This window comes from Enterobacter sp. 148H3, from assembly GCF_034107425.1.
Taxonomy (GTDB): domain Bacteria; phylum Pseudomonadota; class Gammaproteobacteria; order Enterobacterales; family Enterobacteriaceae; genus Enterobacter; species Enterobacter vonholyi.
Map to the genome: position 1 here is coordinate 1 of NZ_JAWNEI010000014.1, position 26,458 is coordinate 26,458.

Genomic DNA, 26,458 nt, shown 5'->3' on the forward strand with positions numbered 1-26,458 from the left:
GCGCGGTGGTCCCACCTGACCCCATGCCGAACTCAGAAGTGAAACGCCGTAGCGCCGATGGTAGTGTGGGGTCTCCCCATGTGAGAGTAGGGAACTGCCAGGCATCAAACATAAGAACCCCGTACCGAAAGGTGCGGGGTTTTTTGCTTTGTGCTCAGAAAAAACCGGTGTCGCTGCACTTGCCGGATCTACGGGTTTAGTAGGCCCGATAAGGTAAAGCTGCAAATTGGCAATACAGACCGCACGATCCCACGACAAAGAGAAACAAGAATACAAAGAAGGGATTTATAAACGCAGAAAAGCAAAAACCCAGCCATAGGCTGGGTTCTTTAAATAGTGGTGCCCGGACTCGGAATCGAACCAAGGACACGGGGATTTTCAATCCCCTGCTCTACCGACTGAGCTATCCGGGCAACGGAGCGCATTAAACCGCAATCACGCGCTATCGTCAACATTATTTCGGGAAAAGCTGTTCAACTGCTTAAGTTTACGGCAATCTGCCCGCTTTCGCCGCGAAAATGCACAAATCTTCCAGACAGAACCAGTGTAATACGGCAATGCTGATAGTAAGAGGAGGGCAGTAATGGTGAATGACTGGCTTGAACTGCGTCAGCATGCAGATACGGGTATTGAGACGATTAAAGCGCATTTCGAAGGGCATGCATTTGATCCGCACTGGCACGATAGCTACCTGGTAGGGATAACCCTCTCCGGCACGCAGCAGTTTCACTGCCGCCGTGAGCGTCATCGCAGCCAGCCGGGCGACGCTTTCCTCCTCGAGCCTGGTGAAATCCACGACGGAGATGCGCCTGTAGAGGGTGGTTTTACCTATCTGACCTTCTATCTTGATGAGCGCTGGCTTATCCGTGCGCTACAGGGGCTTTACGAATCTACTCCCGGGAGTTATTCACTCCACTTTGCCCAAACGCTGACGCGGGAGCCGCAGCTGGTGCGCGCTATCGGCGAGACATTTTCCACCCTGCATAATAATGAGTTGAAGATCGTTCAGCAGAGCGCAATGGATAATCTGCTCTCCCGGATCACCGCCCAATGCCACTGGCGTAAAAAGCTGCCGTCGCAGTTACAAAGTGCTGCCGTGGCGTACCGTGCGCGCGACTATCTCTATGCTCATATCGGCGAGAACGTAGGGCTATCAGACCTTGCGCGCGAGACGGGCACCGATCGCTTCACCCTGACGCGCTGTTTTAAGCGCGAGTTCAACCTGGCGCCTCACGCATGGCTTATTCAACTGCGTCTGGCAAAGGCCCGACAGCTGCTTGCGTGTGGCGACCAGCCTGTTGATGTGGCTGCGGCAGTGGGATTTGCCGATCAAAGCCATCTGGGGCGCTGGTTTCAGCGGGCTTACCGTATCTCTCCTGCACACTACCGCCGGTTGTGCACAAATCTTCCAGACGTTTCCAAAAAATAGCCGCACATTCATGGCTCTAATAAAAAAGGAGCCACCTGTGAGTTTGATACCCTTTCTGTTGTTCGCCTTTGTCGCCTCCATTACGCCGGGGCCAACCAATATTCTGGTGCTGATGAACAGCCAGCGCTTTGGCGTTAAAAATACCGTACCAGCTATTCTGAGCGGGTGTATCGCGGCCAGTGCGATTGTGCTGATATCAGGCGCCGGCGCAGGGGAAGTGCTGCGTCAGTATCCTCTAATACGTCAGCTCATGAGCTGGACAGGCGTGCTGTGGCTAAGCTGGATGAGCTGGCAGCTGTTTCGCGCCCCGGCCGCTCGTCTCTGCGCTGAGAACCATATCCAATTTACCGCTAAGGCGGCTGCACTGCTGCAGATCGTGAACCCTAAAACCTGGATGATGGCGCTGGCCGTCGTCAGTCTGTTTGCGCCTGCTGGCGATCATGCATTGCGAGATATTGCGCTAATGGCGCTATGGTTTCTGCTGATCTCAATAGCCTGTTTGATGTGCTGGGCGTGGCTGGGTAAAGCGGTGAACCGAATTTTTCGCACCACCGTAGCGATGGTGCGGTTTCAACGCCTGATGGCGCTGTGTCTTATCGTCTCTTCCTGGGCTGGCATGCTGGCTTAGGTCAGCGCTCCGCCCATACGGCACTGAGCAAAGCGCAGAATATCTTCCGCCAGGCGGTGCGCTGTATCCACATCGGCCTGGCTACGGTTTACCAGCATGCGGCTGAGGCAACCTTCCAGCACCAGTTCCATCTGCTTCGCCACCATCGCCGGATCGTCGACTTCCAGGGTGGTTAACAGCTCATGGGTGAAGTCATGAGCCGCCCGTTTTTGCTGATCTGCTAACTGGTGGATAGGATGCCCAGGGTCGGGAAAATAAGTGCAGGCGGCGATAAACAGACAACCCGGGTACCGGTTGTTGCTGACACATTCCGTCAGGGCGGTATAGCGCGCCAGCAGCTTCTGCTCCGCAGTCAGTTCTTCATTCAGCATCAGCTGCCTGCGCCAGATATCAACCTGCTGGCTGAGATAGCGCAGGGCATCATAGAGTAGCGCTTCTTTATCCGGCCAGAAGCGCTTAAGCTCACCCAGGGGGTAATCGATACGGTCGGCTACCATCTCAAGCGTGGTGCTGGCGATCCCTTGAATCTCAAGTAATTGCAGGGCTTGTCCCAGTACGTCTTCACGTTGCACGGTTATCTCCTCCGCTATTCCCAACGGTTTGTCCCGTTTAAAGTGTTGTTTACGGTTGGCGATTGCGCAAATGCGCGCTAAATGCCGCTGCATCCATAAACCCGGTTACACGCTTTTCTGGCTGCTCCTGGCCCTGTTGATTGAAGAAAAGAATGGTTGGCAGTCCGAGGACGTTAAGCTGCTTCAGCAGAGCCTTATCCTGTGCTTTGTTGGCTGTCACGTTTGCCTGGAGCAGAACAGTCTCTTTCAGGGCATTTTGCACCTGTGGATCGCTAAAGGTGTATTTTTCAAACTCTTTGCAGGCGACGCACCAGTCGGCATAGAGATCGAGCATCACCGGTTTGCCTTTTGCCTGTAAGAGCGCGCTGTTGAGCTCATCAACGTTCTTAATCTGGATGAAGTTCAAATGCGCCTGCGTCTGGCCGACCGGCGAGCCGAACGCCCAGTCTTGAAGAGGACGCACGCTTACCAGCGCGGCAGCCAGCAGCAGGATTTGTACCAGACGCATCCACGCTTTTTTCGCCCCCAGGCTGACGATAAACGCCCAGGTAAAGAACGCTACCCCGAGCATTGCCCACAGGCGCATACCCCAGACGTCACCGATGATACGCTCCAGCAGGAACACCGGCAGCGCCAGAATGACAAAGCCAAATGCGGTTTTCACCGTTTCCATCCACGGGCCGCTCTTCGGCAGCAGTCGATTGCCGAAAACCGTGACCAGAATCAGCGGCAGACCCATGCCCAGGGCATACAGGTACAACGTTCCGCCGCCGAGCCACATGTTTCCGCTCTGGGCGATATAGAGCAGGATGGCGCTAAGCGGCGCGGTGGTGCAAGGGGAACAAATCAGCCCGGCAATGGCACCCATTGCGAACACGCCGCCTGCCGAACCACCCTGCTGGCGATTACTCATCAGCGTTAAGCGGGTTTGCAGCGAGGAGGGCAACTGCAGCGTGAACAGGCCAAACATCGACAGCGCCAGCAGGATAAATATCGCCGACAGGCCAATCAGCACATAAGGATGCTGCAGTGCGGCCTGGAACTGTAACCCGGCAGCGGCAACCACAAGTCCAAGGGCCGTGTAGGTCAATGCCATACCCTGCACGTAAATTAAGGCCAGCAGCAGCGCGCGGGCTGTGGAAAGGCGCTGTTTGCCGCCCAGCACGATGCCAGAGATGAGCGGATACATAGGCAGCACGCAGGGTGTAAAGGCAATGCCAATCCCAATCAGGAAGGCCCAGAGCGCCGAGAATGGAAGGTCTGCGCGGTCTTCGCTCTTCTCGTCCGAGGGGAGAGGGGAAACTGCAGCAGCCGCTTTCACTTCGCTGAGCGGAACAACCTTCGTTTCCGGCGGATAGCAGAATCCGGCATCCGCGCACCCCTGATAGGTCACCGTCAGCGTCGCGCCTTTATCCGCCTGATTCACCGTAACAGGCACGTTCAGGCGCTGGCGATAGATCTCGCTTTTGCCGTAAAACTCATCTTCATGCCACTCGCCAGCGGGCATCTGTAATGCGCCTACGCTGGCCTGAGCAGGCGTAATGCTCACCTGCTTGCGATAGAGGTAATAGCCCTCTTTCACCTGCCAGTTGAGCGTAAGGTCATGCTGGTTTTGCTGAAAATCGAAAACAAACGCCTGGTCGACAGGGATGAAGTTCGAACGGCCGGGCGCGTCAAATAGCCCGGCAAATACTGATGTGCTGCACAGCAGCAGAATCAGCGTAAGGAAGCGTTGAGCCATGAGAGATAGTCGTTATCGCCATGAACCACTGGCACAACCAGCAGCTCCGGGGTTTGGTAAGGATGATGAGATTTGAGGCAGTCCAGGAGTGCCTGCTGATTTGCCAGATTGGTTTTGAGCAACATCTGGACCTCGTACTCTTGCTCCAGCTTACCTTCCCAATAGTAAAGAGAGGTGGCACCGGGGAGGAGCGTAACGCAGGCTGCCAGTTTTTCGGCCAGCACTTTGGCGGCGAGATCCTGGGCAGAGGCTTCATCAGGGGCGGTACAAAGTACGACAACAGCATCAGGCGTGTTCACAAGTCGACCTCCTCATCACGAAAGGTTTAACTATATCACGCAAGGCGGTTGGTCATTAATGAAACGGGCCGCAGAGCGGCCCGATTTTAACTATTTTTACAACCGGGAGCGGTTTACAGCACCACGCCACCGATGATAAAGCCGAGGATCACGCAAAGTGAAATGGCGACCACGCCCGGGATCAGGAACGCATGGTTAAACACATACTTACCGATACGGGTTGAGCCGGTGTCATCCATCTCTACCGCCGCCAGCAGGGTTGGGTAGGTAGGCAGCACGAACAGGGCGGAGACGGCAGCAAACGAGGCGATGGCGGTCAACGGCGTTACGCCCAGCATCAGTGCCGCAGGCATCAGCGCTTTGGTGGTCGCGGCCTGAGAGTAAAGCAGGGTCGCAGCAAAGAACAGCACGACCGCCAGCAGCCATGGATAGTTGTGCAGCAGGTCCCCGGCCACGGTCTGAATGTCGCTGATGTGCGCTTTCACGAAAGTATCACCGAGCCACGCCACACCCAGCACGCACACGCAGGCGCTCATACCGGATTTAAAGGTGCTGGCGTTCAGCACTTCGCTGGTATCAATTTTACAGGTGATGCTAATTAGCGTGGCTATGGTCAGCATAAACACGACAATCGCTTCGTTGCGCGGCAGAACCGGGTTCTGGATCAGACCTACGGTATCGCTGATGGCGGTCGCGTAGAACATGACGGCAACGATACCAATCAGGAACAGCAGCACGGAGCGTTTCGCGTGTGGCTTCAGTTCGAAGACCTGACTGCCGCGCAGGCTCACTTCACCTTTTGCCAGACGCTCCTGATAAACCGGATCGTCTTTCAGTTCAGCGCCGAGGAAGTTACACAGCACGGCGGTAATCATCACCGCGATCAGCGTCACCGGGATACAGATCGCCAGCAGCGTCAGGTAGCTCACGCCCATCGGCTCAAGGATACCGGCGAAGAAGACCACCGCCGCGGAAATCGGTGAAGCGGTAATGGCAATCTGGGACGCGACGACCGCAATGGAGAGCGGACGCGACGGACGGATACCCTGTTCTTTCGCCACTTCGGTAATCACCGGTAACGTAGAGAAAGCGGTGTGGCCAGTACCGGCGAGAATGGTCATAAACCATGTCACCAGCGGAGCAAGGAAGGTAATGTATTTTGGATGGCGGCGCAGCATACGCTCCGCCAGGCTTACCAGGTAGTCCATACCGCCAGCTACCTGCATAGCGGCGATAGCGGCAATAACTGCCATGATGATTTCGATAACGTCGAACGGTATAGCGCCGGGTTTAATCTGAAAGATAAGGGTAAGAACGAGCACCCCAAGACCGCCGGCAAAACCGATGCCGATACCCCCGAGTCGTGCTCCCAAATAAATCGCCAACAAGACGATGACGAGTTCTGCTCCAAACATAAGGACCTGCCTTGCTTATTAACAAGTTGATATTGAATTGTTGTATTTTGGTAACGCCTAAAAAGAAAAAAGGCACGTCACAAGTGACGTGCCTTAAGAAGCCTAGCCTGAACGGTTACTGTTCGCTTTCATCGGTATATCGTTTCGCTTTATATGCCGGGTGCATCAGGTTTTGGGCCGAGAAGATATCGTCCAGCTCGGCTTCGGTCAACAGCCCGCGCTCCAGTACCACTTCACGTACACTCTTACCGGTTTCGGCACAAATCTTACCGACGATGTCGCCATTGTGGTGACCGATGAACGGGTTGAGGTAGGTGACGATCCCGATGGAGTTGTAGACATAACCTTCACAGACTTCTTTATTCGCCGTGATGCCGTTAATGCATTTTTCCAGCAGGTTGTAGCAGGCGTTCGTCAGGATGTGGATAGATTCAAACATCGCCTGGCCAATCACCGGCTCCATCACGTTCAGCTGCAGCTGACCCGCTTCAGAGGCCATGGTCACGGTCGTATCGTTACCGATGACTTTGAAGCAAACCTGGTTCACCACTTCTGGCACCACCGGGTTCACCTTGGCCGGCATGATGGATGAACCGGCCTGCAACTCTGGCAGGTTGATTTCATTCAGGCCAGCGCGCGGACCGGAAGAGAGCAGGCGCAGGTCGTTACAGATTTTGGACAGTTTCACTGCCAGACGTTTCAGCGCGCTGTGTACCATGACGTAGGCGCCGCAGTCGGAGGTGGCTTCAATCAGGTCTTCTGCAGGCACAACCGGCAGGTTAGACACTTCAGCCAGTTTCTGTACCGCCAGCTGCTGATAGCCATCCGGGGTGTTCAGACGCGTACCGATGGCGGTGGCGCCCAGGTTCACTTCCAGAAGCAGCTCGGAGGTGCGCAGCAGGTTTTTGGTCTCTTCGTTCAGCAGTACGTTAAACGCGTGGAATTCCTGGCCGAGGGTCATCGGCACCGCATCCTGCAGCTGGGTACGACCCATTTTCAGGATGTCCTGGAACTCAACCGCTTTACGCTGGAAGCCATCACCCAGTTGGTTGATCGCATCCACCAGTTTCACCACGGAGGCATACACCGCAATACGGAAGCCGGTTGGGTAGGCGTCGTTGGTGGACTGGCATTTGTTAACGTGGTCGTTCGGGTTCAGGTACTGGTATTCACCTTTCTGGTGACCCATCAGCTCCAGGCCAATGTTTGCCAGTACTTCGTTAGTATTCATGTTGACGGAGGTGCCCGCGCCGCCCTGATAGACGTCAACCGGGAACTGGTCCATGCATTTGCCGTTGTTCAGCACTTCATCGCAGGCTGCGATAATCGCATTTGCCGCGCTTTTAGGAATGGTTTGCAGCTCTTTGTTGGCCAGTGCTGCGGCTTTCTTCACCATCACCATGCCACGGACAAACTCAGGGATGTCGCTGATTTTGCTGTTGCTGATGTAGAAGTTTTCAATCGCTCTCAGAGTGTGGACACCGTAGTAGGCATCCGCTGGAACTTCCCTGGTACCCAACAAGTCTTCTTCGATACGAATGTTGTTTAACATGTGAACCTTCTTTTCAAGCTGCCGATGGATTGTACTAAACACACAGTATTTATGTGGTTTTAAATATTTTCTGGCCGACGATTATTCCCTCAATCAGCCAGATGCTCGAGATCATATGCTGATGATAGCGAATTGCCGTAAGCTGGATCACTTATTATCGAGCCGATTCCATGATAATTATTAATCTGTGAAATGGGTCACCGCTTTAAAATTTCCAAAAAAAATATCCGTGCAAACTGATTGAATTTTCGCTAACCGTCACCATCTCATACAAACGCGCGTCGCTAACACATTCAGACAGGGGCCGATGGCCCTTGCCATACAGGAGATGCCAGTGCGCTGGATACCGTTTATTGCTTTCTTCCTCTATGTTTACATTGAGATTTCCATTTTTATCCAGGTTGCCCATGTGCTGGGCGTCCTGCTGACGCTGATTCTGGTGATTTTCACCTCTGTCATCGGCATGTCGCTGGTGCGTAATCAGGGTTTCAAAAATTTCCTGATAATGCAGCAGAAGATGGCCGCAGGGGAAAGCCCGGCGGAAGAGATGATCAAAAGCGTGTCGTTGATTATTGCGGGGCTGCTGCTGATCCTGCCGGGGTTCTTCACTGACTTCCTCGGCCTGCTGCTGCTTCTGCCGCCGGTGCAAAAACACCTGACCATGAAGCTGCTGCCGCATCTGCGCTTTAGCCGAATGCCGGGGGGCGGATTTAGCACCGGACCGGGCGATACCTTCGAAGGGGAGTATCAGCGTAAGGATGAACAGCACGACCGTCTAGATCACAAAGACGATCGGTGATTTTGTTGCCCGGTGGCGCTTCGCTTACCGGGCCTCCGGGAGCGCACCGCGCCTCGGCAAAAACACCCACAGCCCTGCCAGCATGACAATTGCGTACAAACTCTTCCAGCCCACCATCGCCAGCAGCAGCAGGCAAAGCAAACCCCCGACGACCGCCAGAGCTTTATAGCGACCTTTTAGCAAACGGCATCCCGCCAGCATGCACAGCAGGTAGATCATGATGAAAATGCCGTTGGCGTAGACGATGAGCGCGTCCAGATTGATCTTCAGTGCGTAAATACAGAGCGTGCTCACCACGCAGCAGCCCAGTACGGCATTCAGGGCATTCAGCGGAAGCTGGCGTTTAGACAGGCGCGCGAGGAGATTCTCAGGTTTGTCGAGCGCCTGCGACCACACCAGACGGGCAAAGCTCTGGATATAAATGTTGAGGCTGGCAAAACAGGCCAGATAGCCGATGACGCAGGCTATCCACAGCGCTTTCACGCCAAACAGATCAACCACGATACCCGGCAGCGATGCCGCGGCGGCGAGATCCGCTCCGAACGCGTGGAAGTGTAAGACCAGCACGGTACACGCCCAATAGACCGTGCCAGCCAGCAGCAGGCCTATCATCAGGGCGCGGGGGAAATCACGTTCAGGCTGCTTAAATTCAGACGCCAGATGGGCAAAGGCTTCCAGGCCGACAAAACACCAGAACATGACGGAGAGTGCGGCAAAAAGCTGCGCGTGGTCGACGTCTGTCAGCGCAGGGAAGGGAATTTCCTTGATGGTGATATCGCCCGCCCACCAGATAGCGACAACGAGCGCGACAATCAGCACCGCAACCAGCGTCTGCAGGTTGGCGCTCGAGCTGGCGCCGCGAGAGCCCACCCACCAGACGATTGCCAGCGTACCCAGCTCGGCCAGCAATAACTGCTCGTTATGCCAGCCAAACAGCGCCTGACCAAATCCGGTCGCAATATGCAACGCCGCAGGAAGGCCAACCGGAATCACGGAGAGAAACAGCCAGCCGGTTACACGCTGCAGTCGCGGGCCAAAGGCCAGTCCGACAAAGTGCGCCACGCCGCCCGCGCTGGGGAAATGCCGCCCCAGGATGGCAAACACAATGGCTATCGGGAAAACCAATACAATCAGCGCCGGCCACGCCCACAGGCTGTTATTTCCAGCCACCAGCGCCGCCAGTGCGGGTACGGCAAACACGCCTGTACCTAACAAGGAGGTTGAGAGCAGTCCGACGCCCTGCGCCAGTCCCAACTCCTGCTTGAGTCCACTCATTGACATCGCCCTGCCAGTACCAAAAGAGAGGCGATGGTAACACTTTCGCAAATTTTTTTTTCAACTCCCCCTTGAAGGGGTAAAAAGCTATCCCCATCTCTCAGGGCACTAGTCGGAAAACCGCATGCGGGCCGGCGTCATCCATAACTGATAATGACTTTCTCAAAGGAGAGCTATCAATGAGTATTCGTCCGTTACATGATCGTGTGATCGTCAAACGTAAAGAAGTTGAAACCAAGTCTGCTGGCGGCATCGTTCTGACCGGTTCTGCAGCAGCCAAATCAACGCGTGGCGAAATCATCGCTGTCGGTAAGGGCCGCATCCTGGAAAACGGAACTGTGCAGCCACTGGACGTTAAAGTTGGTGACATCGTAATTTTCAACGATGGCTACGGCGTGAAATCCGAGAAGATCGACAATGAAGAAGTGTTGATCATGTCCGAGAGCGACATTCTGGCAATTGTTGAAGCGTAATTTACGCACGAGAATTTGAGGAAATAAGAACATGGCAGCTAAAGACGTAAAATTCGGTAACGACGCTCGTGTAAAAATGCTCCGCGGCGTAAACGTACTGGCAGATGCAGTTAAAGTGACCCTGGGCCCGAAAGGCCGCAACGTAGTGCTGGATAAATCCTTCGGCGCGCCAACCATCACCAAAGATGGTGTTTCTGTAGCACGTGAAATCGAGCTGGAAGACAAGTTCGAAAACATGGGTGCTCAGATGGTGAAAGAAGTTGCCTCTAAAGCGAACGACGCTGCAGGTGACGGTACCACCACCGCGACCGTTCTGGCGCAGGCGATCATCACCGAAGGTCTGAAAGCCGTTGCTGCGGGCATGAACCCAATGGATCTGAAACGTGGTATCGACAAAGCTGTCGCCTCCGCTGTTGAAGAACTGAAAGCGCTGTCCGTACCGTGCTCTGACTCTAAAGCCATTGCTCAGGTTGGTACTATCTCCGCTAACTCCGACGAAACCGTAGGTAAACTGATCGCTGAAGCGATGGACAAAGTCGGTAAAGAAGGCGTAATCACCGTTGAAGACGGTACCGGTCTGGAAGACGAACTGGACGTGGTAGAAGGTATGCAGTTCGACCGCGGTTACCTGTCCCCATACTTCATCAACAAGCCAGAAACTGGCGCTGTTGAGCTGGAAAGCCCGTTCATCCTGCTGGCTGATAAGAAAATCTCTAACATCCGCGAAATGCTGCCAGTACTGGAAGCCGTTGCGAAAGCAGGCAAGCCTCTGGTTATCATCGCTGAAGACGTTGAAGGCGAAGCGCTGGCGACCCTGGTGGTTAACACCATGCGCGGCATCGTGAAAGTGGCTGCGGTTAAAGCACCTGGCTTCGGCGATCGCCGTAAAGCGATGCTGCAGGATATCGCTACCCTGACTGGCGGTACCGTGATCTCTGAAGAGATCGGTATGGAGCTGGAAAAAGCGACCCTGGAAGACCTGGGCCAGGCGAAACGCGTTGTGATCAACAAAGACACCACCACCATCATCGATGGCGTGGGTGAAGAAGCCGCTATTCAGGGCCGCGTTGGTCAGATCCGTAAGCAGATCGAAGAAGCGACTTCCGATTACGACCGTGAAAAACTGCAGGAGCGCGTAGCAAAACTGGCAGGCGGCGTTGCGGTAATCAAAGTCGGTGCTGCTACCGAAGTTGAAATGAAAGAGAAAAAAGCACGCGTTGACGATGCTCTGCACGCGACCCGTGCTGCGGTAGAAGAAGGCGTGGTTGCTGGTGGTGGTGTCGCGCTGGTGCGTGTTGCCGCTAAACTGGCTGGCCTGACCGCTCAGAACGAAGACCAGAACGTAGGTATCAAAGTTGCGCTGCGCGCAATGGAAGCCCCTCTGCGTCAGATCGTTTCTAACGCCGGTGAAGAGCCATCTGTGGTTGCGAACAACGTGAAAGCGGGCGAAGGTAACTACGGTTACAACGCAGCAACTGAAGAATACGGCAACATGATCGACTTCGGTATCCTGGATCCAACTAAAGTGACCCGTTCTGCTCTGCAGTATGCGGCCTCTGTTGCTGGTCTGATGATTACCACCGAGTGCATGGTGACCGACCTGCCTAAAGGCGATGCGCCTGACTTAGGTGCTGCTGGTATGGGTGGCATGGGCGGTATGGGCGGCATGATGTAATCGTGCGCTCTACGTCGTAGAATGTGAAAAACCCCCGAGCAGAAATGCTCGGGGGTTTTTCTTTTGGTCATCTTTTAGGTATAAGATTTACACACGGACAACTACTGTCCAGCTTATTGAAAACGAGGAATAACATGCGCGTAAAAGTCTGTGCAGGGATTGTAGGGGCAGCATTGCTGCTGGCGGGTTGTAGCTCCAGCAATGAGCTGTCGGCAGCGGGCCAGGGCGTTCGCTTTGTGGAAGATAAGCCTGGCAGTGAATGCCAGCTGTTAGGCACGGCAACCGGTGAGCAAAGCAACTGGATGTCAGGTCAGCATGGCGAAGAAGGTGGCTCGATGCGCGGTGCGGCGAATGCCCTGCGTAACCAGGCTGCGGCAATGGGCGGGAACGTGATTTACGGCGTGAGCAGCCCAACGCAGAGTATGCTGTCCAGCTTCGTGCCGACCGCCAGCCAGATGAACGGCCAGGTCTACAAGTGCCCGAACTGATTGCCTTTTTCCCTCTCCCTGTGGGAGAGGGTTAGGGTGAGGGGAAACTAGTGCTGTCGCAGCTGCAAGTCCAGCGGCGTCTTGCTCGGCTCTCCGCCAATCTCCCGTGCCAGCTTCGGCACCATATAGCCTGAAACCAGCGTTAACAGTTCGCGCATAATCTGCCGGGCTTCTTCATCCGTCACCATGAAATGGGCCGCGCCCTGAACGCGATCCAGCACGTGCAGGTAATAGGGCATCACGCCCGCATCAAACAGGGCGTTACTCAGGTCAGCCAGCACGCGGGCGCTGTCATTCACGCCGCGCAGCAGCACGCTCTGGTTCAGCAGCGTTACGCCCGCTTTACGCAGACGCGCCATCGCCGCGCGAAAATCATCGTCAATTTCGTTCCCGTGGTTGATATGGTTCACCAGCAGCACCTGCAATCTTGACTGCTCCAGGCGTGACACCAGTCCGTCGGTGATCCGCGCGGGAATAACAATCGGCAAACGGCTATGAATGCGCAGACGTTTAATGTGCGGGATGGCTTCCAGCTGTGTCAGCAGCCAGTCCAGCTCGTGATCTTTTGCCATCAGCGGATCGCCTCCGGAAAAAATAATCTCATCCAGCTCTGAATGGGCGGCAATATAGTCCAGCGCGACCTGCCAGTTGCGTTTATTGCCCTGGTTTTCGGCATACGGGAAGTGCCGACGGAAGCAATAACGACAATTTACCGCGCAGCCGCCCTTTACCAGCAGCAGGGCACGGTTGAGATATTTGTGCAGTAAACCAGGCACCACGCTGTTCTGCTCTTCCAGCGGATCGGTGCTGTATCCCGGCGCGGTGATAAACTCATCCTGCGAAGTAAGCGTTTGTTTTAATAGCGGATCGTCGGGGTTGCCTTTCTCCATCCGCGCCACAAACGCACGGGGAACGCGCAGGGCGAAAAGGCGCTTTGCCTCGCGGCCGGCAAGCAACTCTGGGTGCTGATCGAGGTCTAAAAGACGCAGCAATTCATCAGGACTGGTGATTACATCGGCAAGTTGCGATAACCAATCTTCTCTGGACGGGGTGTTTAGGGTTACAATATGCGCCATTTTGTGGCTTAGCTACCAGTTAACAAATTTAGAGGGCCTTATGGCAACGTACTATAGCAACGATTTTCGTGCTGGTCTTAAAATCATGATGGACGGCGAACCGTACGCGGTTGAAGCCAGCGAATTCGTTAAACCAGGTAAAGGCCAGGCATTCGCACGCGTTAAGCTGCGCCGTCTGCTGACCGGTACCCGTGTTGAGAAAACCTTCAAGTCTACTGACTCCGCTGAAGGCGCTGATGTTGTTGATATGAACCTGACCTATCTGTACAACGATGGCGAGTTCTGGCATTTCATGAACAACTCCACTTTCGAACAGCTGTCTGCTGATGAGAAAGCGGTAGGTGATAGCGCTAAATGGCTGCTGGACCAGGCTGAGTGCATCGTAACCCTGTGGAACGGTCAGCCTATCGCTGTGACCCCACCAAACTTCGTAGAACTGGAAATCGTTGAAACCGATCCAGGTCTGAAAGGTGATACCGCAGGTACCGGCGGTAAACCAGCCAAACTGTCTACCGGCGCAGTGGTTAAAGTTCCACTGTTCGTACAGACTGGCGAAGTGATCAAAGTGGATACCCGCTCCGGCGAATACGTGTCCCGCGTGAAGTAATTTACGTCATGATTGAAGGCGCAGCGCCCGCTGCGCCTGATTTTTGCAGGCAGGGATGATGAAACGTACCGTTAAAATTCTGCTTCTGTTAGCGCTTTCCAGTGCATTGCTTTCCGGCTGTAACACCACGCGTGGAATGGGACAAGATATCCAGGATCTCGGTCATATCATTTCTCACGCCGCCAGCTAAGTTCGTCTAATTTTCCTAAAAATGCTTCCTTTTCCGTCATCCGGCGGGATCTTGTCTATCCTTAAGTTGCTATACACAAAACAACTTTGGCTATAAAAGGAAGATATTATGGTTAAGAAGACAATTGCAGCGATCTTTTCAGTCCTGGTACTTTCTTCAGTATTAACAGCCTGTAATACCACGCGTGGCGTTGGTCAGGATATTTCTGAAGGTGGTAGCGCAATCTCTGGTGCGGCAACTAAAGCTCAGCAGTAATTAACACACGGTACGAGACCAGCCGTTTCGTACCGTCAGCTTTTTGATTCCTGCAGGGATAAGAACGGAGAAAAACGCGTATCCATATGCAATTTCATGCGGATATTACGTTTATAGGTATAGACCGTTTTTCCGTTGATACTCAGGTGAGCAGCAATCTTTTGATTGCTCGCGCCGTCCATCCACAATGTCAGCACTTTCTCTTCCTGCCGGGTCAGCAACGGGGCGGCTGCCGTGGGCCTTTCAGCGCATGAGCGCGAGGTTAATGCGTCGTTTATAGTCGTTGCCACTTCTTCGAGACTGGCGTTTTTCAACAGCGACGACCAGACCGGGAACTGTCCGAGCCAGTCTGCCATGCCGTTGTCCTCTCCCGACTGCAGCAAAATAAACGGTAAGCGTTCACTGGCGTTGAGCAAGGACGAGAGCTGCTGAAAATGATGAATATCCTGCCTGAAGCCGTACAGATCGGCGATAACCAGTGTGGGTTTCCATTGCAGAATGTGCTCCCTGGCAAGGAACAGATTATTCAGCCCGGTCACAACGTAGTGTCCCGGGAACAAACCGGAATGATTGAGCCATGCTTCAAACCCCGTTCGGGTGAAGTGACAACGGTCAATCAAGAGAATTTTGAACATATTATATTCGCAGTCGGCTAGTGGTTTGGCTTCCTGCCATCAGAAAGCACATCATCATAGAGAAGTCGGATGAGTGCTAAATGCCGGAACTACGCGCCATACTGCGGCTATTTCTTGCCTTAACGTGTTCAGCAAAAAAAGATTGAAAAAAAATAGCACGCTAACCAAAATATGGGGCGTAATCTCTGCCTTACGGGACGACCCGTAAGCGTTTCTTTCACCGGGGACGGCCCCAACTTCTATTAAGTTAAGGAGCCTGAAATGTCCTGGATCATTCTTTTTATTGCCGGTCTGCTCGAAGTGGTGTGGGCGATTGGTCTCAAGTACACCCATGGATTTACCCGTCTGACGCCCAGCTTTATTACCGTAACCGCGATGATCGTGAGTATTGTCCTGTTATCCTGGGCGATGCGCTCGCTGCCTGTGGGAACGGCTTATGCCGTCTGGACGGGCATTGGTGCGGTGGGGGCCGCCATCACCGGCATTCTGCTACTGGGAGAGTCAGCGAGTCTGGCGCGTATCGCCAGCCTCGCCTTGATTGTAGCGGGGATCATTGGGCTTAAGCTCAGCACCCATTAATGGGGTTGTTTTACCCAGATCAGTTTTGACACATCAAACCCTTGCCGGGTCGCGACGTCCAGCATCTGCTGTTTCATTTCTGACGAAATAGTTGGCGTGCGGGAAAGTATCCACAGATAGTCGCGATCCGGCCCGCAGACCAGCGCGTGACGGTACTCTCTGTCGAGCGCGATCACGTTATAGCCTCCATAAAATGGGCCAATGAACGAGACTTTGAGCGCGGCCCGTCGCGGGTCGCCCGTGAAGTACGCTTTCCCAATCGACTGCTGCCACATCTCCCGATCGGGATTATAGCCCCGGTTGATCACCTGAATACCGCCATCATCCATCGGGCTGTAATTTGCAGTGACCTTCTCTAAGCCCTGCTCAAACCGATGGTCGAGGCGCGCGATTTCATACCATGTTCCAAGGAAGCGTTGTGCATCAAAAGGCGTGACGACGGTAACGCCAGGCGGTGGGGTAGGGGAACTGCAGGCAACCACTAAAAACGCGGCTGTCACCGCGGCGATAACAGGCAGAATGCGCATAGGAGTTTCCTTACTGTTTTTTGTTAAGTGTAGATGACGGCAAGGAAAATGTGGTTTTTGTGCGGTGTGTTTCGCCGGGTAAGCGCAGCGCCACCCGGCAATGTTTTACTGCAGCGCGTCGAGGATATGGTATGCCGCCTCAACGCGGGCAGGGTTCGGATAGCTTTTATTCGCCAGCATCACAATGCCGAGCTGTTTTTCAGGAATAAATGCCACGTAGCTGCCAAACCCGCCGGTTGAGCCTGTTTTATGGACCCAGGACGCGTTGACCGGCGGTGCCGGCGGATTCACTTCTCTCGCGGTCAGCGGTGCCAGCGCTACCTTATTGTCGCTACCTTTAACCACGGTTTTGGCATCGACCGGCCAGTTAAGCATTTCCCAACCTAACCCTTGATACATGGCCCCCACGCGCCAGTAGCGAGACTGCGCCAGGGCAATGCCTTGCCTGAGTGAAGTATCCGGGAGGGAGTCTGGCTTCATATTAACCATCACCCAGCTTGCCATATCCTGCACGTTGGTTTTTACGCCATAGGCTTCTGCATCCAGCATTCCTGGCGAAACGTGGACCGCTTTACCGTCGCGGTATCCCCAGGCGTAATGCGCCTCTTCCGTTTTCGGAACGTTAATCCAGGTATGGTCCAGCTTGAGCGGCTTAAAGACCCGCGTCGTTATGGCCTGCTCATAGCTCATGCCGGAAGGTTTGACCGCCAGCGCGCCAAAAAGACCGATGCTGGCATTGGCGTAAAGACGCGTGGTGCCCGGCTTCCACTGCGGCTGCCAGTTTTGATAAAAGCGCAGCAGAGAGGCGTTATCCGTGACCTCATCCGGTACCTGTAACGGCAGACCGCCTGCGGTATAGGTTGCCAGATCCAGCATGCGGATCCCCTGCCACTGCTTGCCTGTCAGCTCAGGCCAGTATTTTGTCACCGGATCGCCCAGCGATATTTCACCGCGAGCAATGGCATCGCCACCCAATACGCCGGTGAAGGTTTTACTTATAGAACCCAGTTCGAACAAGGTTTGTGGGGTAACAGCTTTGTTTGCCGCAACATCGGCTTTACCGAAGGTAAAGTAGTGCGGCTGACCCTGATAAATCACCGCCACCGCCATGCCCGGAATGGCCTGCGCTTTCATCAGTGGCGTAACGGTGCGTTCCACCACCTCAGCCAGCTGTTTTTCTGACATCGGGGCAGCCAATACTGAGCTGGAGGTGCTGAGCAGCAGGGCGCAGCAAAGGGATTTTGTCATCATCATTTATCTTCCGTAATAGCAGTTCAAGGGAGTGTCCGGGCCCGTCAGACCGCTGTAGTCTGTTGGATTTGACTATGGCTGACAAACGGTTAAATTTAGCATGAGCTGTTAATTTTTCTAACGGACGAGACCATGACGCGCAGCTATCTTCCTCTGAACTCCCTGCGGGCGTTTGAAGCAGCCGCCAGGCACCTCAGTTTTACGCATGCCGCTATTGAGCTGAATGTCACCCATTCCGCGATTAGCCAGCACGTAAAGGCGCTGGAGCAGCACCTTAACTGCCAGCTTTTCGTTCGCGTTTCGCGAGGGCTGATGTTGACTACCGAAGGCGAGAATTTGCTGCCGGTGCTGAATGACTCGTTCGATCGTATCGCCGGAATGCTGGATCGCTTTGCCAGCCAGCGCGCGCAGGAGAAGCTCAAAATTGGCGTGGTCGGGACATTTGCGACGGGGGTGTTATTCTCGCAGCTCGCGGACTTCCGCCGCTGCTATCCGCATATTGATCTTCAGCTTTCCACCCATAACAACCGTGTCGATCCGGCGGCTGAAGGACTTGATTACGCCATTCGTTATGGCGGCGGGGCGTGGCACGGCACGGAAGCGACGTTTCTTTGCCCCGCACCGCTTGCGCCGCTTTGCACGCCTGACATTGCTGCCGCGTTGCACACCCCTGCAGATGTCCTGAAGTTTACCCTCCTGCGCTCTTACCGGCGCGACGAGTGGACCGCCTGGATGCGGGCTGCGGGAGAAAACCCGCCTTCACCGACGCACCGGGTAATGGTATTTGATTCGTCCGTCACCATGCTGGAAGCCGCGCAGGCAGGCACAGGGATTGCCATTGCGCCTGTCGATATGTTTACCCAGTTACTCAGCAGCGAGCGCATCGTGCAGCCGTTTGCAACGCAGATTGACCTCGGCAGCTACTGGCTGACAAGACTACAGTCACGGGCAGAAACCCCCGCAATGCGCGAGTTTGCCCAGTGGCTGGTGGGGAAGATGCAGAAATAAAAGGCCCGCCGGATGGCGGGCCTGAAGCTTCAGATGGTGACCACGGCAATCAGCGTTACTACGGTCAGGATAGTCGCCAGACCGTAGAAAACCCATTTCCCGCTCGGGACATGGATTTTCAGGTCATGCATCGCATGGTGAATACGGTGCAGGCCACACCACAGCGGCAGGACGATCATCAGGAAGATGAACACGCGGCCGATAAAGCTGCTCGCGAACGCCAGTACGCGTTCGTAGCTCAGCGCATCTCTCGGGAAGAGCCCCAGCGGCAGCATAATGCCGACCAGCAGTATAATGACGGGGGCGATGATGGCACTCCACATGCCGCCTGCGCCAAACAGACCCCAGAAGACCGGCTCGTCAGAACGTTTTGGATTTGGATTGATCACAGTAGTCTCCTTACCAGAACAGTGCGACAAACAGAATGACCACAGTGACCAGAATCGTCACTGCCCAGAGCCCTTTAATCACCGGCTCTGGCCCCATTTTCTCGTCTTTTACGATGATGTTCGCCGCTTTTGGCGCCAGCTCAAACCAGGTTTTGGTATGAAGCAGCGCGGCCGCGAGCACGATCAGGTTCAGAACAACAATGATCGGGTTTTGCAGGAAACCGACGAAGCTGGCCCAGGCTTCCGGGCCATGCTTGAGGGCAAAAACGCCGTACATCAGCTCAAGGCTGAACCAGACCGCCGGTACCGCCGTGCCTTCACGCAGCATGTAGAAGCGATAAAACGGCAGATTTTTCCACCAGGTTGACGGCACAGGCCGCACGTAGGCTTTGCGTTTAGTCGTCATCATGCACTCCTTAGCGTGGTTTCAGGGTAGCGATAAGAAAGTCTTTCGAGCTTTCCACTTTACCCTGCTGAATTGCGGCGGCCGGGTCGACGTGCTTCGGACAGACTTCGGAGCAATAACCCACAAAGGTACAGCTCCAGACGCCGTTCTGGCTGTTAAGCTGCGCCATGCGTTCTTTTTTGCCGTGATCGCGGCTGTCCTCGTTATAGCGGTGCGCCAGGGTAATGGCGGCCGGGCCGATGAACTCCTTGTTCAGGCCAAACTGTGGACAGGCGGCGTAGCACAGGCCGCAGTTGATGCATCCGGAGAACTGATGGTATTTCGCCATCTGAGCTGGCGTCTGGGTGTTTGGCCCCTGAACCGGCGTGCGCGGGTTACCAATGATGTACGGCTTAATCGCTTCCAGGCTTTCGATAAAGTGGGTCATATCGACCACCAGATCGCGTTCAATCGGGAAGTTGCCCAGCGCTTCGACCTTAATGCCCTTGGTGTATTCGCGCAGGAAGGTCTTACAGGCCAGCTTCGGCACTTTGTTGACCATCATGCCGCAGGATCCGCAGATTGCCATGCGGCAGGACCAGCGGTAGCTCAGGTCTGGCGCCAGGTTGTCTTTGATATAGCCGAGCGCATCCAGCAGGGAGGTTTGCTCGTCAAAAGGGACTTCATAGAAAGCGCTGTGCGGTGCGGCGTCCACTTCCGGATTGTAGCGCACCACTTCAACCTTCATTTTTTGCATCTCAGCCATTCGCCTTCTCCTTCTTCTCGGCGGCTTCTGCTTCTGCACCGTACACGCGTTTAGCCGGCGGCAGCGTGGTGATTTTCACGTCGCTGTAGTCCAGACGTGTGGTGCCATCCGCATCGCGCCAGGCGAGAGTGTGTTTCAGGAAATTGACGTCGTCACGTTCGGTGCAGCCTTCGTCCAGACGCTGGTGGGCTCCACGTGACTCTTTACGCGCCAGCGCAGAGTGCGCCATACATTCCGCTACGTTCAGACCGTGGCCCAGCTCGATAGTGTAGAGCAGGTCGGTGTTGAATACGCTGGAGGTATCGGTGATGCGCACGCGCTTGAAGCGCTCCTGCAGTTCCGCCAGCTTGTCGACGGTTTTTTGCATCAGCTCTGGCGTACGGTAGATACCGCAGCCTTCTTCCATCGACAGGCCCATCTCGTCGCGGATCTTAGACCAGTTCTCGTTACCCTCCTGGTTCACCAGATCTTTCAGGCGTTTTTCAACGTCTGTAACCTGCGCATCCAGTGCGGCACCGTTGACTTCGCCTGCTGTAGCCGCCCGCTCCATCGCGCGCTCGCCCGCCATGCGGCCAAAGACCACCAGCTCTGCCAGCGAGTTAGACCCCAGACGGTTGGCGCCGTGCAGGCCCACTGAGGAACACTCGCCGACGGCGAACAGACCTTTAATTCGGGTTTCACACTGCTGGTCGGTTTCGATCCCGCCCATGGTGTAGTGCGCCGTTGGACGTACCGGAATCGGCTCTTTCACCGGGTCGACGCCAACGTAGGCTTTTGCCAGTTCGCAGATGAACGGAAGACGTTCCAGCAGCTTCTTCTCGCCCAGATGACGCAGGTCGAGGTGAACGACGTCGCCGCGCGGCGTGGAGATAGTGTTGCCTTTGCGCCACTCGTGCCAGAAGGCCTGAGAGACTTTGTCGCGCGGGCCAAGTTCCATGTATTTGTTTTTCGGCTCGCCGAGCGGGGTTTCCGGGCCCATGCCGTAATCCTGCAGATAGCGGTAGCCGTTTTTGTTGACCAGAATACCGCCTTCACCGCGGCAGCCTTCCGTCATCAGAATGCCGGAGCCTGGCAGGCCGGTTGGGTGATACTGGACGAACTCCATATCGCGCAGCGGTACACCGTGGCTGAGCGCCATGCCCATGCCGTCACCGGTGACGATGCCGCCGTTGGTGTTATAACGATAAACGCGACCCGCACCGCCCGTCGCCATCACTACCGCGTTGGCGCGGATCTGGACAAGCGTGCCTTCCATCATATTCATCGCCACCAGGCCGCGCGCGTGTCCGTCATCAACCAGAATGTCGAGGACGAAATGTTCATCGAAGCGTTGAATTTGTGGGAACTGAAGGGAGGTCTGGAACAGGGTGTGCAGCATGTGGAAGCCGGTTTTATCGGCGGCGAACCAGGTGCGTTCAATCTTCATTCCGCCAAAGCGGCGAACGTTGACGCTGCCGTCCGGGCGGCGGCTCCACGGACATCCCCACTGTTCAAGCTGGGTCATTTCCGTTGGACAATGATGCACAAAGTAGTCAACGACATCCTGTTCGCAAAGCCAGTCGCCCCCTGCAACCGTGTCGTGGAAATGGTATTCAAAGCTGTCATGATCCTGCGCAACGGCGGCGGATCCTCCTTCTGCTGCCACAGTGTGACTACGCATTGGATAGACTTTTGAAATCAATGCGATTTTAGCGTTGGGATTAGCTTGTGCTGCAGCAATCGCAGCACGTAATCCAGCCCCGCCAGCGCCTATTACGGCAAGATCGGCTTGAAAAGTTTGCACGACATTCCTCCAGATTTTTGTTATTTCGCAACGCGACAAACTAAAGGTAGTTCACCCGTCCAAAAGGACGATTGCGAAAGCGTTTCCACTGCTCCTTAATGGGTAAAACAGTATAACCGTGTAGATGTCAGGGAAATTTGACGTGTTCGATTTTTTTGCTGTTCTGTACGGCGATTTATCATGAAGATTGATGAAATACGTCACGAAAAAGTTCACCTAAATGAAATGCGCTTTTTTACTGCGCAAAATTTGTCTCTGCCCCTGCTAACGAGTAGACTTCGTGCCCTTGTCTGAAATCGGAGAACAACTCATGAGCGAAACGGCCACCTGGCAGCCGAGCGCATCCATCCCTAATCTGTTAAAACGCGCTGCAATTATGGCGGAGATCCGCCGTTTCTTTGCCGACCGCGGAGTCCTTGAGGTGGAAACGCCGTGCATGAGTCAGGCAACGGTAACGGATATTCATCTGGTCCCGTTTGAAACCCGTTTTGTTGGCCCCGGCCACTCTCAGGGGATGAATTTGTACCTGATGACCAGCCCGGAATATCACATGAAACGCCTGCTGGCAGCGGGATGTGGCCCGGTGTATCAGCTGTGCCGCAGTTTCCGTAATGAAGAGATGGGTCGTCACCACAACCCGGAATTCACCATGCTGGAGTGGTACCGCCCGCATTATGATATGTACCGCCTGATGAATGAGGTGGACGATCTGCTCCAGCAGGTGCTGGACTGTTCAGAAGCCGAAACGCTCTCCTATCAGCAGGCTTTCCAACGCCATCTGGAAATCGATCCGCTGTCGGCGGATAAAACCCAACTGCGTGAAGTAGCGGCAAAGCTGGATCTGAGCAACGTGGCGGATACCGAAGAGGATCGCGACACGCTGCTGCAGCTGCTGTTCACCTTCGGCGTAGAACCGCAGATTGGCAAAGACCGTCCGACGTTTGTCTATCACTTCCCGGCAAGCCAGGCTTCACTGGCGCAGATCAGTACCGAAGATCATCGTGTCGCAGAGCGTTTTGAGGTCTATTACAAAGGCATCGAACTGGCGAACGGCTTCCACGAACTGACTGATGCCCGCGAGCAGCAGCAGCGCTTCGAGCAGGATAACCGCAAGCGCGCCGCGCGCGGTCTGCCGCAGCAGCCTATTGATGTTAATTTGCTTGAAGCCTTAAAAGCGGGTCTGCCGGATTGCTCCGGCGTGGCGCTGGGTGTGGATCGTCTGGTGATGCTGGCCCTGGGCGCAGAGCAGCTTGGCGATGTGATTGCATTTACCGTAGATCGCGCCTGACGGCAGTTAACCCTCTCCCGTGGGAGAGGGTCGCCCTGCTTATCTTACAAACTCCCCGCCGGGCGCGTACGCGCCGCTGACGTCAACGTTCTTCCCGTTTTACGCCCGTCCAGGCTTTCCAGACGCATCTGGAACGGTGGGAACGGCATATCAATACCGTGCTCGCGGAAGCCTGCCAGAATCAGCTGGTGGATCTCATGGCGCAGCGGCATACGGTGGCCCATTTCGGCGGCGTAGATACGCAGCTCGAAAATCTGGATCCCCTGCTGTAAATCCACCAGGAACACTTCCGGTGCCGGGTTATCGATCACCAGCGAGCAGCGCTCTGCGGCTGTGTAGAGGATCTGGGTGACTTCTTCGCTGTTAGCGTCCGATGGCGCCGGTACCGTCAGCACTACACGGGTAACGGAGTCTGACAGCGACCAGTTGATGAACTGCTCGGTAATAAACGCCTTATTCGGTACGATGATCTCTTTGCGATCCCAGTCGCTGATCGTTGTCGCGCGGGTGTTGATCTTCGTGATGCTGCCGGTCAGATCGCGAATCGTGACGGTATCGCCAATACGGATCGGTTTTTCGAACAGAATGATCAGGCCAGAGATGAAGTTGGCGAAAATCTCCTGTAAACCAAAACCTAACCCTACACCAAGGGCCGCCACCAGCCACTGCAGCTTCGACCACTCAATACCGATCATTGAGAAGCCAACCAGTCCGCCAAACAGCATGATCAGATATTTGGTTATGGTCGTAATCGCATAACCCGTCCCCGGCGTTAAATCCAGATGCTGCAGCAGCGCCAGCTCCAGCAGCGCCGGGAAGTTGCGCACCAGCTGCGTGGTAATGATCAGCACCAGAATGGCAATCAGCACCGCGCCTAAGGTGATCGGCTCCAGGCTTTCAACACCCTGCACCGTGGACGTCACGTCCCACAGAGAGATGTTCTCCAGGAAACCAAATGCGGAGTGGATCTCTGACCACAGGAATATGACCGACAGGAGGGCAATCAGCATCAGGATGGAGCGAACCAGACGCAGGGACTGGGTGCTGATGGCATCCAGATCCAGTTCGACCTCGTCCGCCTCCGTCGTGCCTTCCGTACTGTTGACGTGGTTTGGCTCTTCCTCACCCCGCGCGCGCTGGGCGAGGATCTCTGCCCGGCGATGCTTGGCACGGTCAAAGGCCAGACGGCGCCGCTGGATCAGCATCCAGCGGCGGATCACGTGGTACACCACCAGCAGCAGGAACCAGATGGCCACCGAGGTTTCCAGCCTTGCCAGCAGCGCCTGCGCGGTTGCCAGATAGCCCACCGCGGCTGCCAGCATCGCAAACAGCGGCGCGCTAAGCAGCAGGTTCCAGAGCAGCCGGTTGAACATGTTTTCGCCGCTGCCGGATTTATCGAGATAGAGCGGAATACCCGCGCGTTTCAGGCTGAGCGTGACGATGGCCAGCGCCCCGCATATCAGCATAAAGCAGAGACGGCCCAGCGAGCCTGAGAATTCCCGGTCGTTGAGATTGTCGAACATGATCAGCGCCATAATCAGCGGCACAATCAGCCCGATGCTCATCAGGTAGTAACGCATGGCGCGCGCAACGCGATTACGCGGCCAGCCAAAGTGGGTGATAAACAGGCCGTTGGGGCGCGCGAAGGTGGCGCAAATCATGACTACCCACAGCAGCGGCACCGTGGCGGTGACGCCATCGCCAATCGCGACCGCGAGCGGATAGGGCCAGGCTTCCCGCAGGCCATACCCCAGCGTCATCCACAGCACCGGCAGCGGGGAGGCGACAAGAATCGACCAGAATACGGTGCGCAACGTTAGCCAGAAGTGATCCTGGGTGACTTTCCCGACCCTGGAGCTGGAACGCTCCAGGAAGCGAGTGAAATGTCTGCGCGAGTAAATGCTGAAGCCCACCAGAATCAACGCCCCCAGCAGCGGGAAAATGGTCTCTTTGCTGGTGAACATCATCACGCTGGCCTGTCCCAGCTGGCTGAAGGTGTCCAGCGAAATCAGGCGGCGCAGGTCCTGGACGATCTCAATCGGCCACGAGAAGGTCATCGGACGCACGTCGGACGTCCAGAAGAGATAACGGTGCGTCGCCTCGTTCACCTCTTTCAGCGCATCTTCCAGCTGGCTGTTGGAGACTTTTAGCTTGGTCAGCTCCAGAATCAGCGTATCCCCGCCCTGGAGCAAAGAGTTCAGCAGTTCACGCTGGGTACGCAGCTGGGCTTCCAGAATACGGTTTTGCTCGCTGGTCAGGGGCTGTCCGTCAGCCTGACGGATCTGGCGGATTTGCGGCTGTTTATTAAGGAGATCTTCAAAGTGCAGTCGCTGAACGCGCAGCTGGGCCATCTCGGTATCCAGCTGTTGCGGCTTCGGCATTTCCGGCAGGCGCGCGACCTGGGCACGTAGCGCTTCGCCCAGCAGGTTTGATGACCCGAGCCACTGGGACTGCTCGCGCAGGGTGTTGAGCGCCTGGCGAACCTGAAGGGTTTGATTGGTGGCCTGACGCTGCTGCGAGGCAACCAGATCCATACGCTGCGCCTGCTGATTCAGCGCGGCAGAAAGCTCGCGGTTGACCTTAAACTGTTCGACGATGCCGGCAGGCAAGTTATCGCTGTTTTCTGCCAGCAGTTCGGTACTTTCCAGCGCGCGCTCCGCCTCGCGTTGACGCTGACTGTTGAGCTGATTGCGCAGGGCCTGAAGATACGCATCCAGTTGCTCGCTCTGCTTCTGAGCGAGTTCAGAGCGCATCCGCGACAGCTCCTGGCGGTTATTGGCGGAAAGCTGCGCCAGCTCAAGCTCATCGACAAGGGCCTTCAGGCGAGCCGATTCTGCCTGCAGGCCCAGATTTTGGGCCTGAGCCTGTGGCGTATTGCCGCTTTGCGTACCCACGCGGCGCTCAACTTCATTAAGCTGGCGACGGGCGTCGGTTTGCTGCTGCGGAAGCTGGCTAAGGGAGTCGGCAATTTCGCGCGCGCGCTCCTGCTCCTGCTGAGCAAGGCGGCTCTTTTCCAGAAGCTGGCTGCTGACCTGCAGGATCTCCTGGTTCAGCGCGTCGGAGGTCATCCCTGCGGGCACATCGCGCGGTTCGTCACGCAGATTATTGAGCTGCGAGCGTAGCGTCTGCGAGAGTTTTGGGAAGTTGTCGATAACCTGCTGATACTGCTGAGCGCGCTCAAGAGAGCCTTTCCGCTCCTCAAGCGCGTTCAGGGCAGCCTGGAGCGACTCGACGGTCTCTGGCTGAGCGGGTTTGGCCGCTTTTGCCTGCTCCAGTTCCTGGGTTATCTGTTTGGCGTCGGGGGCTGTCGCTGCGTACGCCCCCATGCTGAGGCACCAGGCCATCAGTAGAACGATAATCGGGCGCACGTCAG

At 55.5% G+C, this 26,458-nt stretch carries 27 protein-coding genes, 1 tRNA gene and 1 rRNA gene; 13 read left to right on the forward strand and 16 right to left on the reverse strand.

Annotated elements, in window-relative coordinates; genetic code table 11:
* Nucleotides 1-103, forward strand: a 5S ribosomal RNA gene (gene rrf / locus USH94_RS18210); the annotation flags it as partial.
* A 234-nt stretch (nucleotides 104-337) separates the two neighbouring features.
* Here the strand turns inward: rrf and USH94_RS18215 are convergent.
* Nucleotides 338-413: transfer RNA gene (locus USH94_RS18215), tRNA-Phe, on the reverse strand.
* A 170-nt stretch (nucleotides 414-583) separates the two neighbouring features.
* Between USH94_RS18215 and USH94_RS18220 the strand changes: the two genes are divergently transcribed.
* Together USH94_RS18220 and USH94_RS18225 are read left to right on the forward strand one after the other, a co-directional pair.
* Complete coding sequence (locus USH94_RS18220) at nucleotides 584-1,429, forward strand: AraC family transcriptional regulator (RefSeq protein ID WP_111965416.1); 846 nt, start codon at nucleotides 584-586, stop codon at nucleotides 1,427-1,429.
* Nucleotides 1,430-1,466: 37 nt separating this feature from the next.
* On the forward strand, nucleotides 1,467-2,057 hold the full coding sequence (locus tag USH94_RS18225; protein ID WP_111965415.1) for a LysE family translocator: 591 nt from the start codon (nucleotides 1,467-1,469) through the stop codon (nucleotides 2,055-2,057).
* Here USH94_RS18225 and USH94_RS18230 read toward each other — a convergent pair.
* From USH94_RS18230 to aspA, 5 genes are all read right to left on the reverse strand, one after another.
* Nucleotides 2,054-2,629, reverse strand: a complete 576-nt coding sequence (locus tag USH94_RS18230; RefSeq protein WP_111965414.1) for a transcriptional regulator — start codon at nucleotides 2,627-2,629, stop codon at nucleotides 2,054-2,056. The genes USH94_RS18225 and USH94_RS18230 overlap by 4 nt on opposite strands.
* A gap of 49 nt (nucleotides 2,630-2,678) precedes the next feature.
* Entirely contained in the window at nucleotides 2,679-4,370 is a 1,692-nt protein-coding gene (locus USH94_RS18235) for a protein-disulfide reductase DsbD (protein WP_111965413.1), read from the reverse strand.
* Nucleotides 4,346-4,669: a divalent cation tolerance protein CutA gene (gene cutA / locus USH94_RS18240; protein WP_111965412.1), complete on the reverse strand. Its 324-nt coding sequence runs from the start codon at nucleotides 4,667-4,669 to the stop codon at nucleotides 4,346-4,348. The genes USH94_RS18235 and cutA overlap by 25 nt, the downstream gene beginning before the upstream one ends.
* Nucleotides 4,670-4,782: 113 nt before the next feature.
* Nucleotides 4,783-6,084, reverse strand: coding sequence for an anaerobic C4-dicarboxylate transporter (locus USH94_RS18245; protein ID WP_024907357.1), 1,302 nt, complete (start codon nucleotides 6,082-6,084; stop codon nucleotides 4,783-4,785).
* Nucleotides 6,085-6,199: 115 nt separating this feature from the next.
* Nucleotides 6,200-7,636 carry an aspartate ammonia-lyase gene (aspA, locus tag USH94_RS18250; protein ID WP_003855923.1) on the reverse strand — a complete coding sequence of 479 codons (1,437 nt, stop codon included), beginning with the start codon at nucleotides 7,634-7,636 and terminating at the stop codon, nucleotides 6,200-6,202.
* 334 nt (nucleotides 7,637-7,970) lie between these two features.
* Here aspA and USH94_RS18255 point away from each other — a divergent pair, with 334 nt between their 5' ends.
* Entirely contained in the window at nucleotides 7,971-8,435 is a 465-nt protein-coding gene (locus USH94_RS18255; RefSeq protein ID WP_023616652.1) for an FxsA family protein, read from the forward strand.
* A gap of 24 nt (nucleotides 8,436-8,459) precedes the next feature.
* Here USH94_RS18255 and yjeH read toward each other — a convergent pair whose 3' ends face one another.
* Nucleotides 8,460-9,710 (reverse strand): L-methionine/branched-chain amino acid transporter, encoded by a 1,251-nt coding sequence (yjeH, locus tag USH94_RS18260; RefSeq protein WP_111965410.1) that lies wholly within the window; start codon nucleotides 9,708-9,710, stop codon nucleotides 8,460-8,462.
* Nucleotides 9,711-9,889: 179 nt separating this feature from the next.
* Between yjeH and USH94_RS18265 the strand changes: the two genes are divergently transcribed.
* The 3 genes from USH94_RS18265 to USH94_RS18275 all read left to right on the forward strand — a co-directional run bounded on the left by USH94_RS18265 (nucleotide 9,890) and on the right by USH94_RS18275 (nucleotide 12,346).
* Nucleotides 9,890-10,183, forward strand: coding sequence for a co-chaperone GroES (locus USH94_RS18265; protein ID WP_003855929.1), 294 nt, complete (start codon nucleotides 9,890-9,892; stop codon nucleotides 10,181-10,183).
* 31 nt (nucleotides 10,184-10,214) lie between these two features.
* Complete coding sequence (gene groL / locus USH94_RS18270) at nucleotides 10,215-11,858, forward strand: chaperonin GroEL (RefSeq protein ID WP_023310114.1); 1,644 nt, start codon at nucleotides 10,215-10,217, stop codon at nucleotides 11,856-11,858.
* Nucleotides 11,859-11,992: 134 nt separating this feature from the next.
* The gene (locus USH94_RS18275; RefSeq protein ID WP_023310115.1) at nucleotides 11,993-12,346 is read left to right on the forward strand and encodes a DUF4156 domain-containing protein; all 354 of its coding nucleotides are present in this window, start codon (nucleotides 11,993-11,995) and stop codon (nucleotides 12,344-12,346) included.
* A gap of 47 nt (nucleotides 12,347-12,393) precedes the next feature.
* Here the strand turns inward: USH94_RS18275 and epmB are convergent, their stop codons facing one another.
* On the reverse strand, nucleotides 12,394-13,422 hold the full coding sequence (gene epmB, locus USH94_RS18280) for an EF-P beta-lysylation protein EpmB (protein WP_111965409.1): 1,029 nt from the start codon (nucleotides 13,420-13,422) through the stop codon (nucleotides 12,394-12,396).
* A gap of 40 nt (nucleotides 13,423-13,462) precedes the next feature.
* Between epmB and efp the strand changes: the two genes are divergently transcribed.
* The 3 genes from efp (at nucleotide 13,463) to ecnB (ending at nucleotide 14,474) form a co-directional block, all read left to right on the forward strand.
* On the forward strand, nucleotides 13,463-14,029 hold the full coding sequence (efp, locus tag USH94_RS18285; protein ID WP_008502940.1) for an elongation factor P: 567 nt from the start codon (nucleotides 13,463-13,465) through the stop codon (nucleotides 14,027-14,029).
* Nucleotides 14,030-14,087: 58 nt separating this feature from the next.
* Nucleotides 14,088-14,219, forward strand: a complete 132-nt coding sequence (locus tag USH94_RS18290) for an entericidin A/B family lipoprotein (protein WP_024907352.1) — start codon at nucleotides 14,088-14,090, stop codon at nucleotides 14,217-14,219.
* Nucleotides 14,220-14,327: 108 nt separating this feature from the next.
* Nucleotides 14,328-14,474 (forward strand): lipoprotein toxin entericidin B, encoded by a 147-nt coding sequence (gene ecnB, locus USH94_RS18295; protein ID WP_003025482.1) that lies wholly within the window; start codon nucleotides 14,328-14,330, stop codon nucleotides 14,472-14,474.
* A 35-nt stretch (nucleotides 14,475-14,509) separates the two neighbouring features.
* On the opposite strand, the gene USH94_RS18300 is transcribed toward ecnB, so the two are convergent.
* Nucleotides 14,510-15,109 (reverse strand): helix-turn-helix transcriptional regulator, encoded by a 600-nt coding sequence (locus USH94_RS18300; RefSeq protein ID WP_111965408.1) that lies wholly within the window; start codon nucleotides 15,107-15,109, stop codon nucleotides 14,510-14,512.
* Nucleotides 15,110-15,370: 261 nt separating this feature from the next.
* On the opposite strand from USH94_RS18300, the gene sugE reads away from it, so the two are divergent.
* A complete protein-coding gene (gene sugE / locus USH94_RS18305) occupies nucleotides 15,371-15,688 on the forward strand; it encodes a quaternary ammonium compound efflux SMR transporter SugE (RefSeq protein ID WP_111965407.1) in 318 nt (105 codons plus the stop codon).
* Here the strand turns inward: sugE and USH94_RS18310 are convergent.
* Complete coding sequence (locus USH94_RS18310) at nucleotides 15,685-16,215, reverse strand: lipocalin family protein (protein WP_111965406.1); 531 nt, start codon at nucleotides 16,213-16,215, stop codon at nucleotides 15,685-15,687. The two genes, sugE and USH94_RS18310, sit on opposite strands and share 4 nt — an antisense overlap.
* A gap of 105 nt (nucleotides 16,216-16,320) precedes the next feature.
* Nucleotides 16,321-17,466, reverse strand: coding sequence for a cephalosporin-hydrolyzing class C beta-lactamase ACT-58 (locus USH94_RS18315; protein WP_111965422.1), 1,146 nt, complete (start codon nucleotides 17,464-17,466; stop codon nucleotides 16,321-16,323).
* Nucleotides 17,467-17,598: 132 nt separating this feature from the next.
* Here USH94_RS18315 and ampR point away from each other — a divergent pair, with 132 nt between their 5' ends.
* Nucleotides 17,599-18,474, forward strand: a complete 876-nt coding sequence (gene ampR, locus USH94_RS18320; RefSeq protein WP_111965405.1) for a LysR family transcriptional regulator AmpR — start codon at nucleotides 17,599-17,601, stop codon at nucleotides 18,472-18,474.
* 29 nt (nucleotides 18,475-18,503) lie between these two features.
* Here ampR and frdD read toward each other — a convergent pair whose 3' ends face one another.
* Genes frdD through frdA form a run of 4 tightly spaced genes read right to left on the reverse strand, consistent with a single transcriptional unit; the run spans nucleotide 18,504 to nucleotide 21,797 of the window.
* Nucleotides 18,504-18,863: a fumarate reductase subunit FrdD gene (frdD, locus tag USH94_RS18325; protein ID WP_111965404.1), complete on the reverse strand. Its 360-nt coding sequence runs from the start codon at nucleotides 18,861-18,863 to the stop codon at nucleotides 18,504-18,506.
* Between the two features lie 10 nt (nucleotides 18,864-18,873).
* Nucleotides 18,874-19,269, reverse strand: a complete 396-nt coding sequence (frdC, locus tag USH94_RS18330; protein ID WP_111965403.1) for a fumarate reductase subunit FrdC — start codon at nucleotides 19,267-19,269, stop codon at nucleotides 18,874-18,876.
* 10 nt (nucleotides 19,270-19,279) lie between these two features.
* Nucleotides 19,280-20,014: a succinate dehydrogenase/fumarate reductase iron-sulfur subunit gene (locus USH94_RS18335; protein ID WP_111965402.1), complete on the reverse strand. Its 735-nt coding sequence runs from the start codon at nucleotides 20,012-20,014 to the stop codon at nucleotides 19,280-19,282.
* Nucleotides 20,007-21,797, reverse strand: coding sequence for a fumarate reductase (quinol) flavoprotein subunit (gene frdA, locus USH94_RS18340; RefSeq protein ID WP_111965401.1), 1,791 nt, complete (start codon nucleotides 21,795-21,797; stop codon nucleotides 20,007-20,009). The genes USH94_RS18335 and frdA overlap by 8 nt, the downstream gene beginning before the upstream one ends.
* 310 nt (nucleotides 21,798-22,107) lie before the next feature.
* On the opposite strand from frdA, the gene epmA reads away from it, so the two are divergent.
* A complete protein-coding gene (epmA, locus tag USH94_RS18345; protein ID WP_024907345.1) occupies nucleotides 22,108-23,085 on the forward strand; it encodes an elongation factor P--(R)-beta-lysine ligase in 978 nt (325 codons plus the stop codon).
* 44 nt (nucleotides 23,086-23,129) lie between these two features.
* Here epmA and mscM read toward each other — a convergent pair whose 3' ends face one another.
* Complete coding sequence (gene mscM / locus USH94_RS18350) at nucleotides 23,130-26,453, reverse strand: miniconductance mechanosensitive channel MscM (protein ID WP_111965400.1); 3,324 nt, start codon at nucleotides 26,451-26,453, stop codon at nucleotides 23,130-23,132.
* Nucleotides 26,454-26,458 lie beyond the last annotated feature (5 nt).

Coding starts and splice junctions, on each gene's coding strand:
- USH94_RS18220 (WP_111965416.1), top strand. CDS start 584: ATGGTGAATGACTGGCTTGAACTGCGTCAGCATGCAGATACGGGTATT.
- USH94_RS18235 (WP_111965413.1), bottom strand. CDS start 4,370: ATGGCTCAACGCTTCCTTACGCTGATTCTGCTGCTGTGCAGCACATCA.
- USH94_RS18245 (WP_024907357.1), bottom strand. CDS start 6,084: ATGTTTGGAGCAGAACTCGTCATCGTCTTGTTGGCGATTTATTTGGGA.
- aspA (WP_003855923.1), bottom strand. CDS start 7,636: ATGTTAAACAACATTCGTATCGAAGAAGACTTGTTGGGTACCAGGGAA.
- yjeH (WP_111965410.1), bottom strand. CDS start 9,710: ATGAGTGGACTCAAGCAGGAGTTGGGACTGGCGCAGGGCGTCGGACTG.
- USH94_RS18265 (WP_003855929.1), top strand. CDS start 9,890: ATGAGTATTCGTCCGTTACATGATCGTGTGATCGTCAAACGTAAAGAA.
- groL (WP_023310114.1), top strand. CDS start 10,215: ATGGCAGCTAAAGACGTAAAATTCGGTAACGACGCTCGTGTAAAAATG.
- USH94_RS18275 (WP_023310115.1), top strand. CDS start 11,993: ATGCGCGTAAAAGTCTGTGCAGGGATTGTAGGGGCAGCATTGCTGCTG.
- epmB (WP_111965409.1), bottom strand. CDS start 13,422: ATGGCGCATATTGTAACCCTAAACACCCCGTCCAGAGAAGATTGGTTA.
- efp (WP_008502940.1), top strand. CDS start 13,463: ATGGCAACGTACTATAGCAACGATTTTCGTGCTGGTCTTAAAATCATG.
- USH94_RS18290 (WP_024907352.1), top strand. CDS start 14,088: ATGAAACGTACCGTTAAAATTCTGCTTCTGTTAGCGCTTTCCAGTGCA.
- ecnB (WP_003025482.1), top strand. CDS start 14,328: ATGGTTAAGAAGACAATTGCAGCGATCTTTTCAGTCCTGGTACTTTCT.
- USH94_RS18300 (WP_111965408.1), bottom strand. CDS start 15,109: ATGTTCAAAATTCTCTTGATTGACCGTTGTCACTTCACCCGAACGGGG.
- sugE (WP_111965407.1), top strand. CDS start 15,371: ATGTCCTGGATCATTCTTTTTATTGCCGGTCTGCTCGAAGTGGTGTGG.
- USH94_RS18310 (WP_111965406.1), bottom strand. CDS start 16,215: ATGCGCATTCTGCCTGTTATCGCCGCGGTGACAGCCGCGTTTTTAGTG.
- USH94_RS18315 (WP_111965422.1), bottom strand. CDS start 17,466: ATGATGACAAAATCCCTTTGCTGCGCCCTGCTGCTCAGCACCTCCAGC.
- ampR (WP_111965405.1), top strand. CDS start 17,599: ATGACGCGCAGCTATCTTCCTCTGAACTCCCTGCGGGCGTTTGAAGCA.
- frdC (WP_111965403.1), bottom strand. CDS start 19,269: ATGACGACTAAACGCAAAGCCTACGTGCGGCCTGTGCCGTCAACCTGG.
- USH94_RS18335 (WP_111965402.1), bottom strand. CDS start 20,014: ATGGCTGAGATGCAAAAAATGAAGGTTGAAGTGGTGCGCTACAATCCG.
- epmA (WP_024907345.1), top strand. CDS start 22,108: ATGAGCGAAACGGCCACCTGGCAGCCGAGCGCATCCATCCCTAATCTG.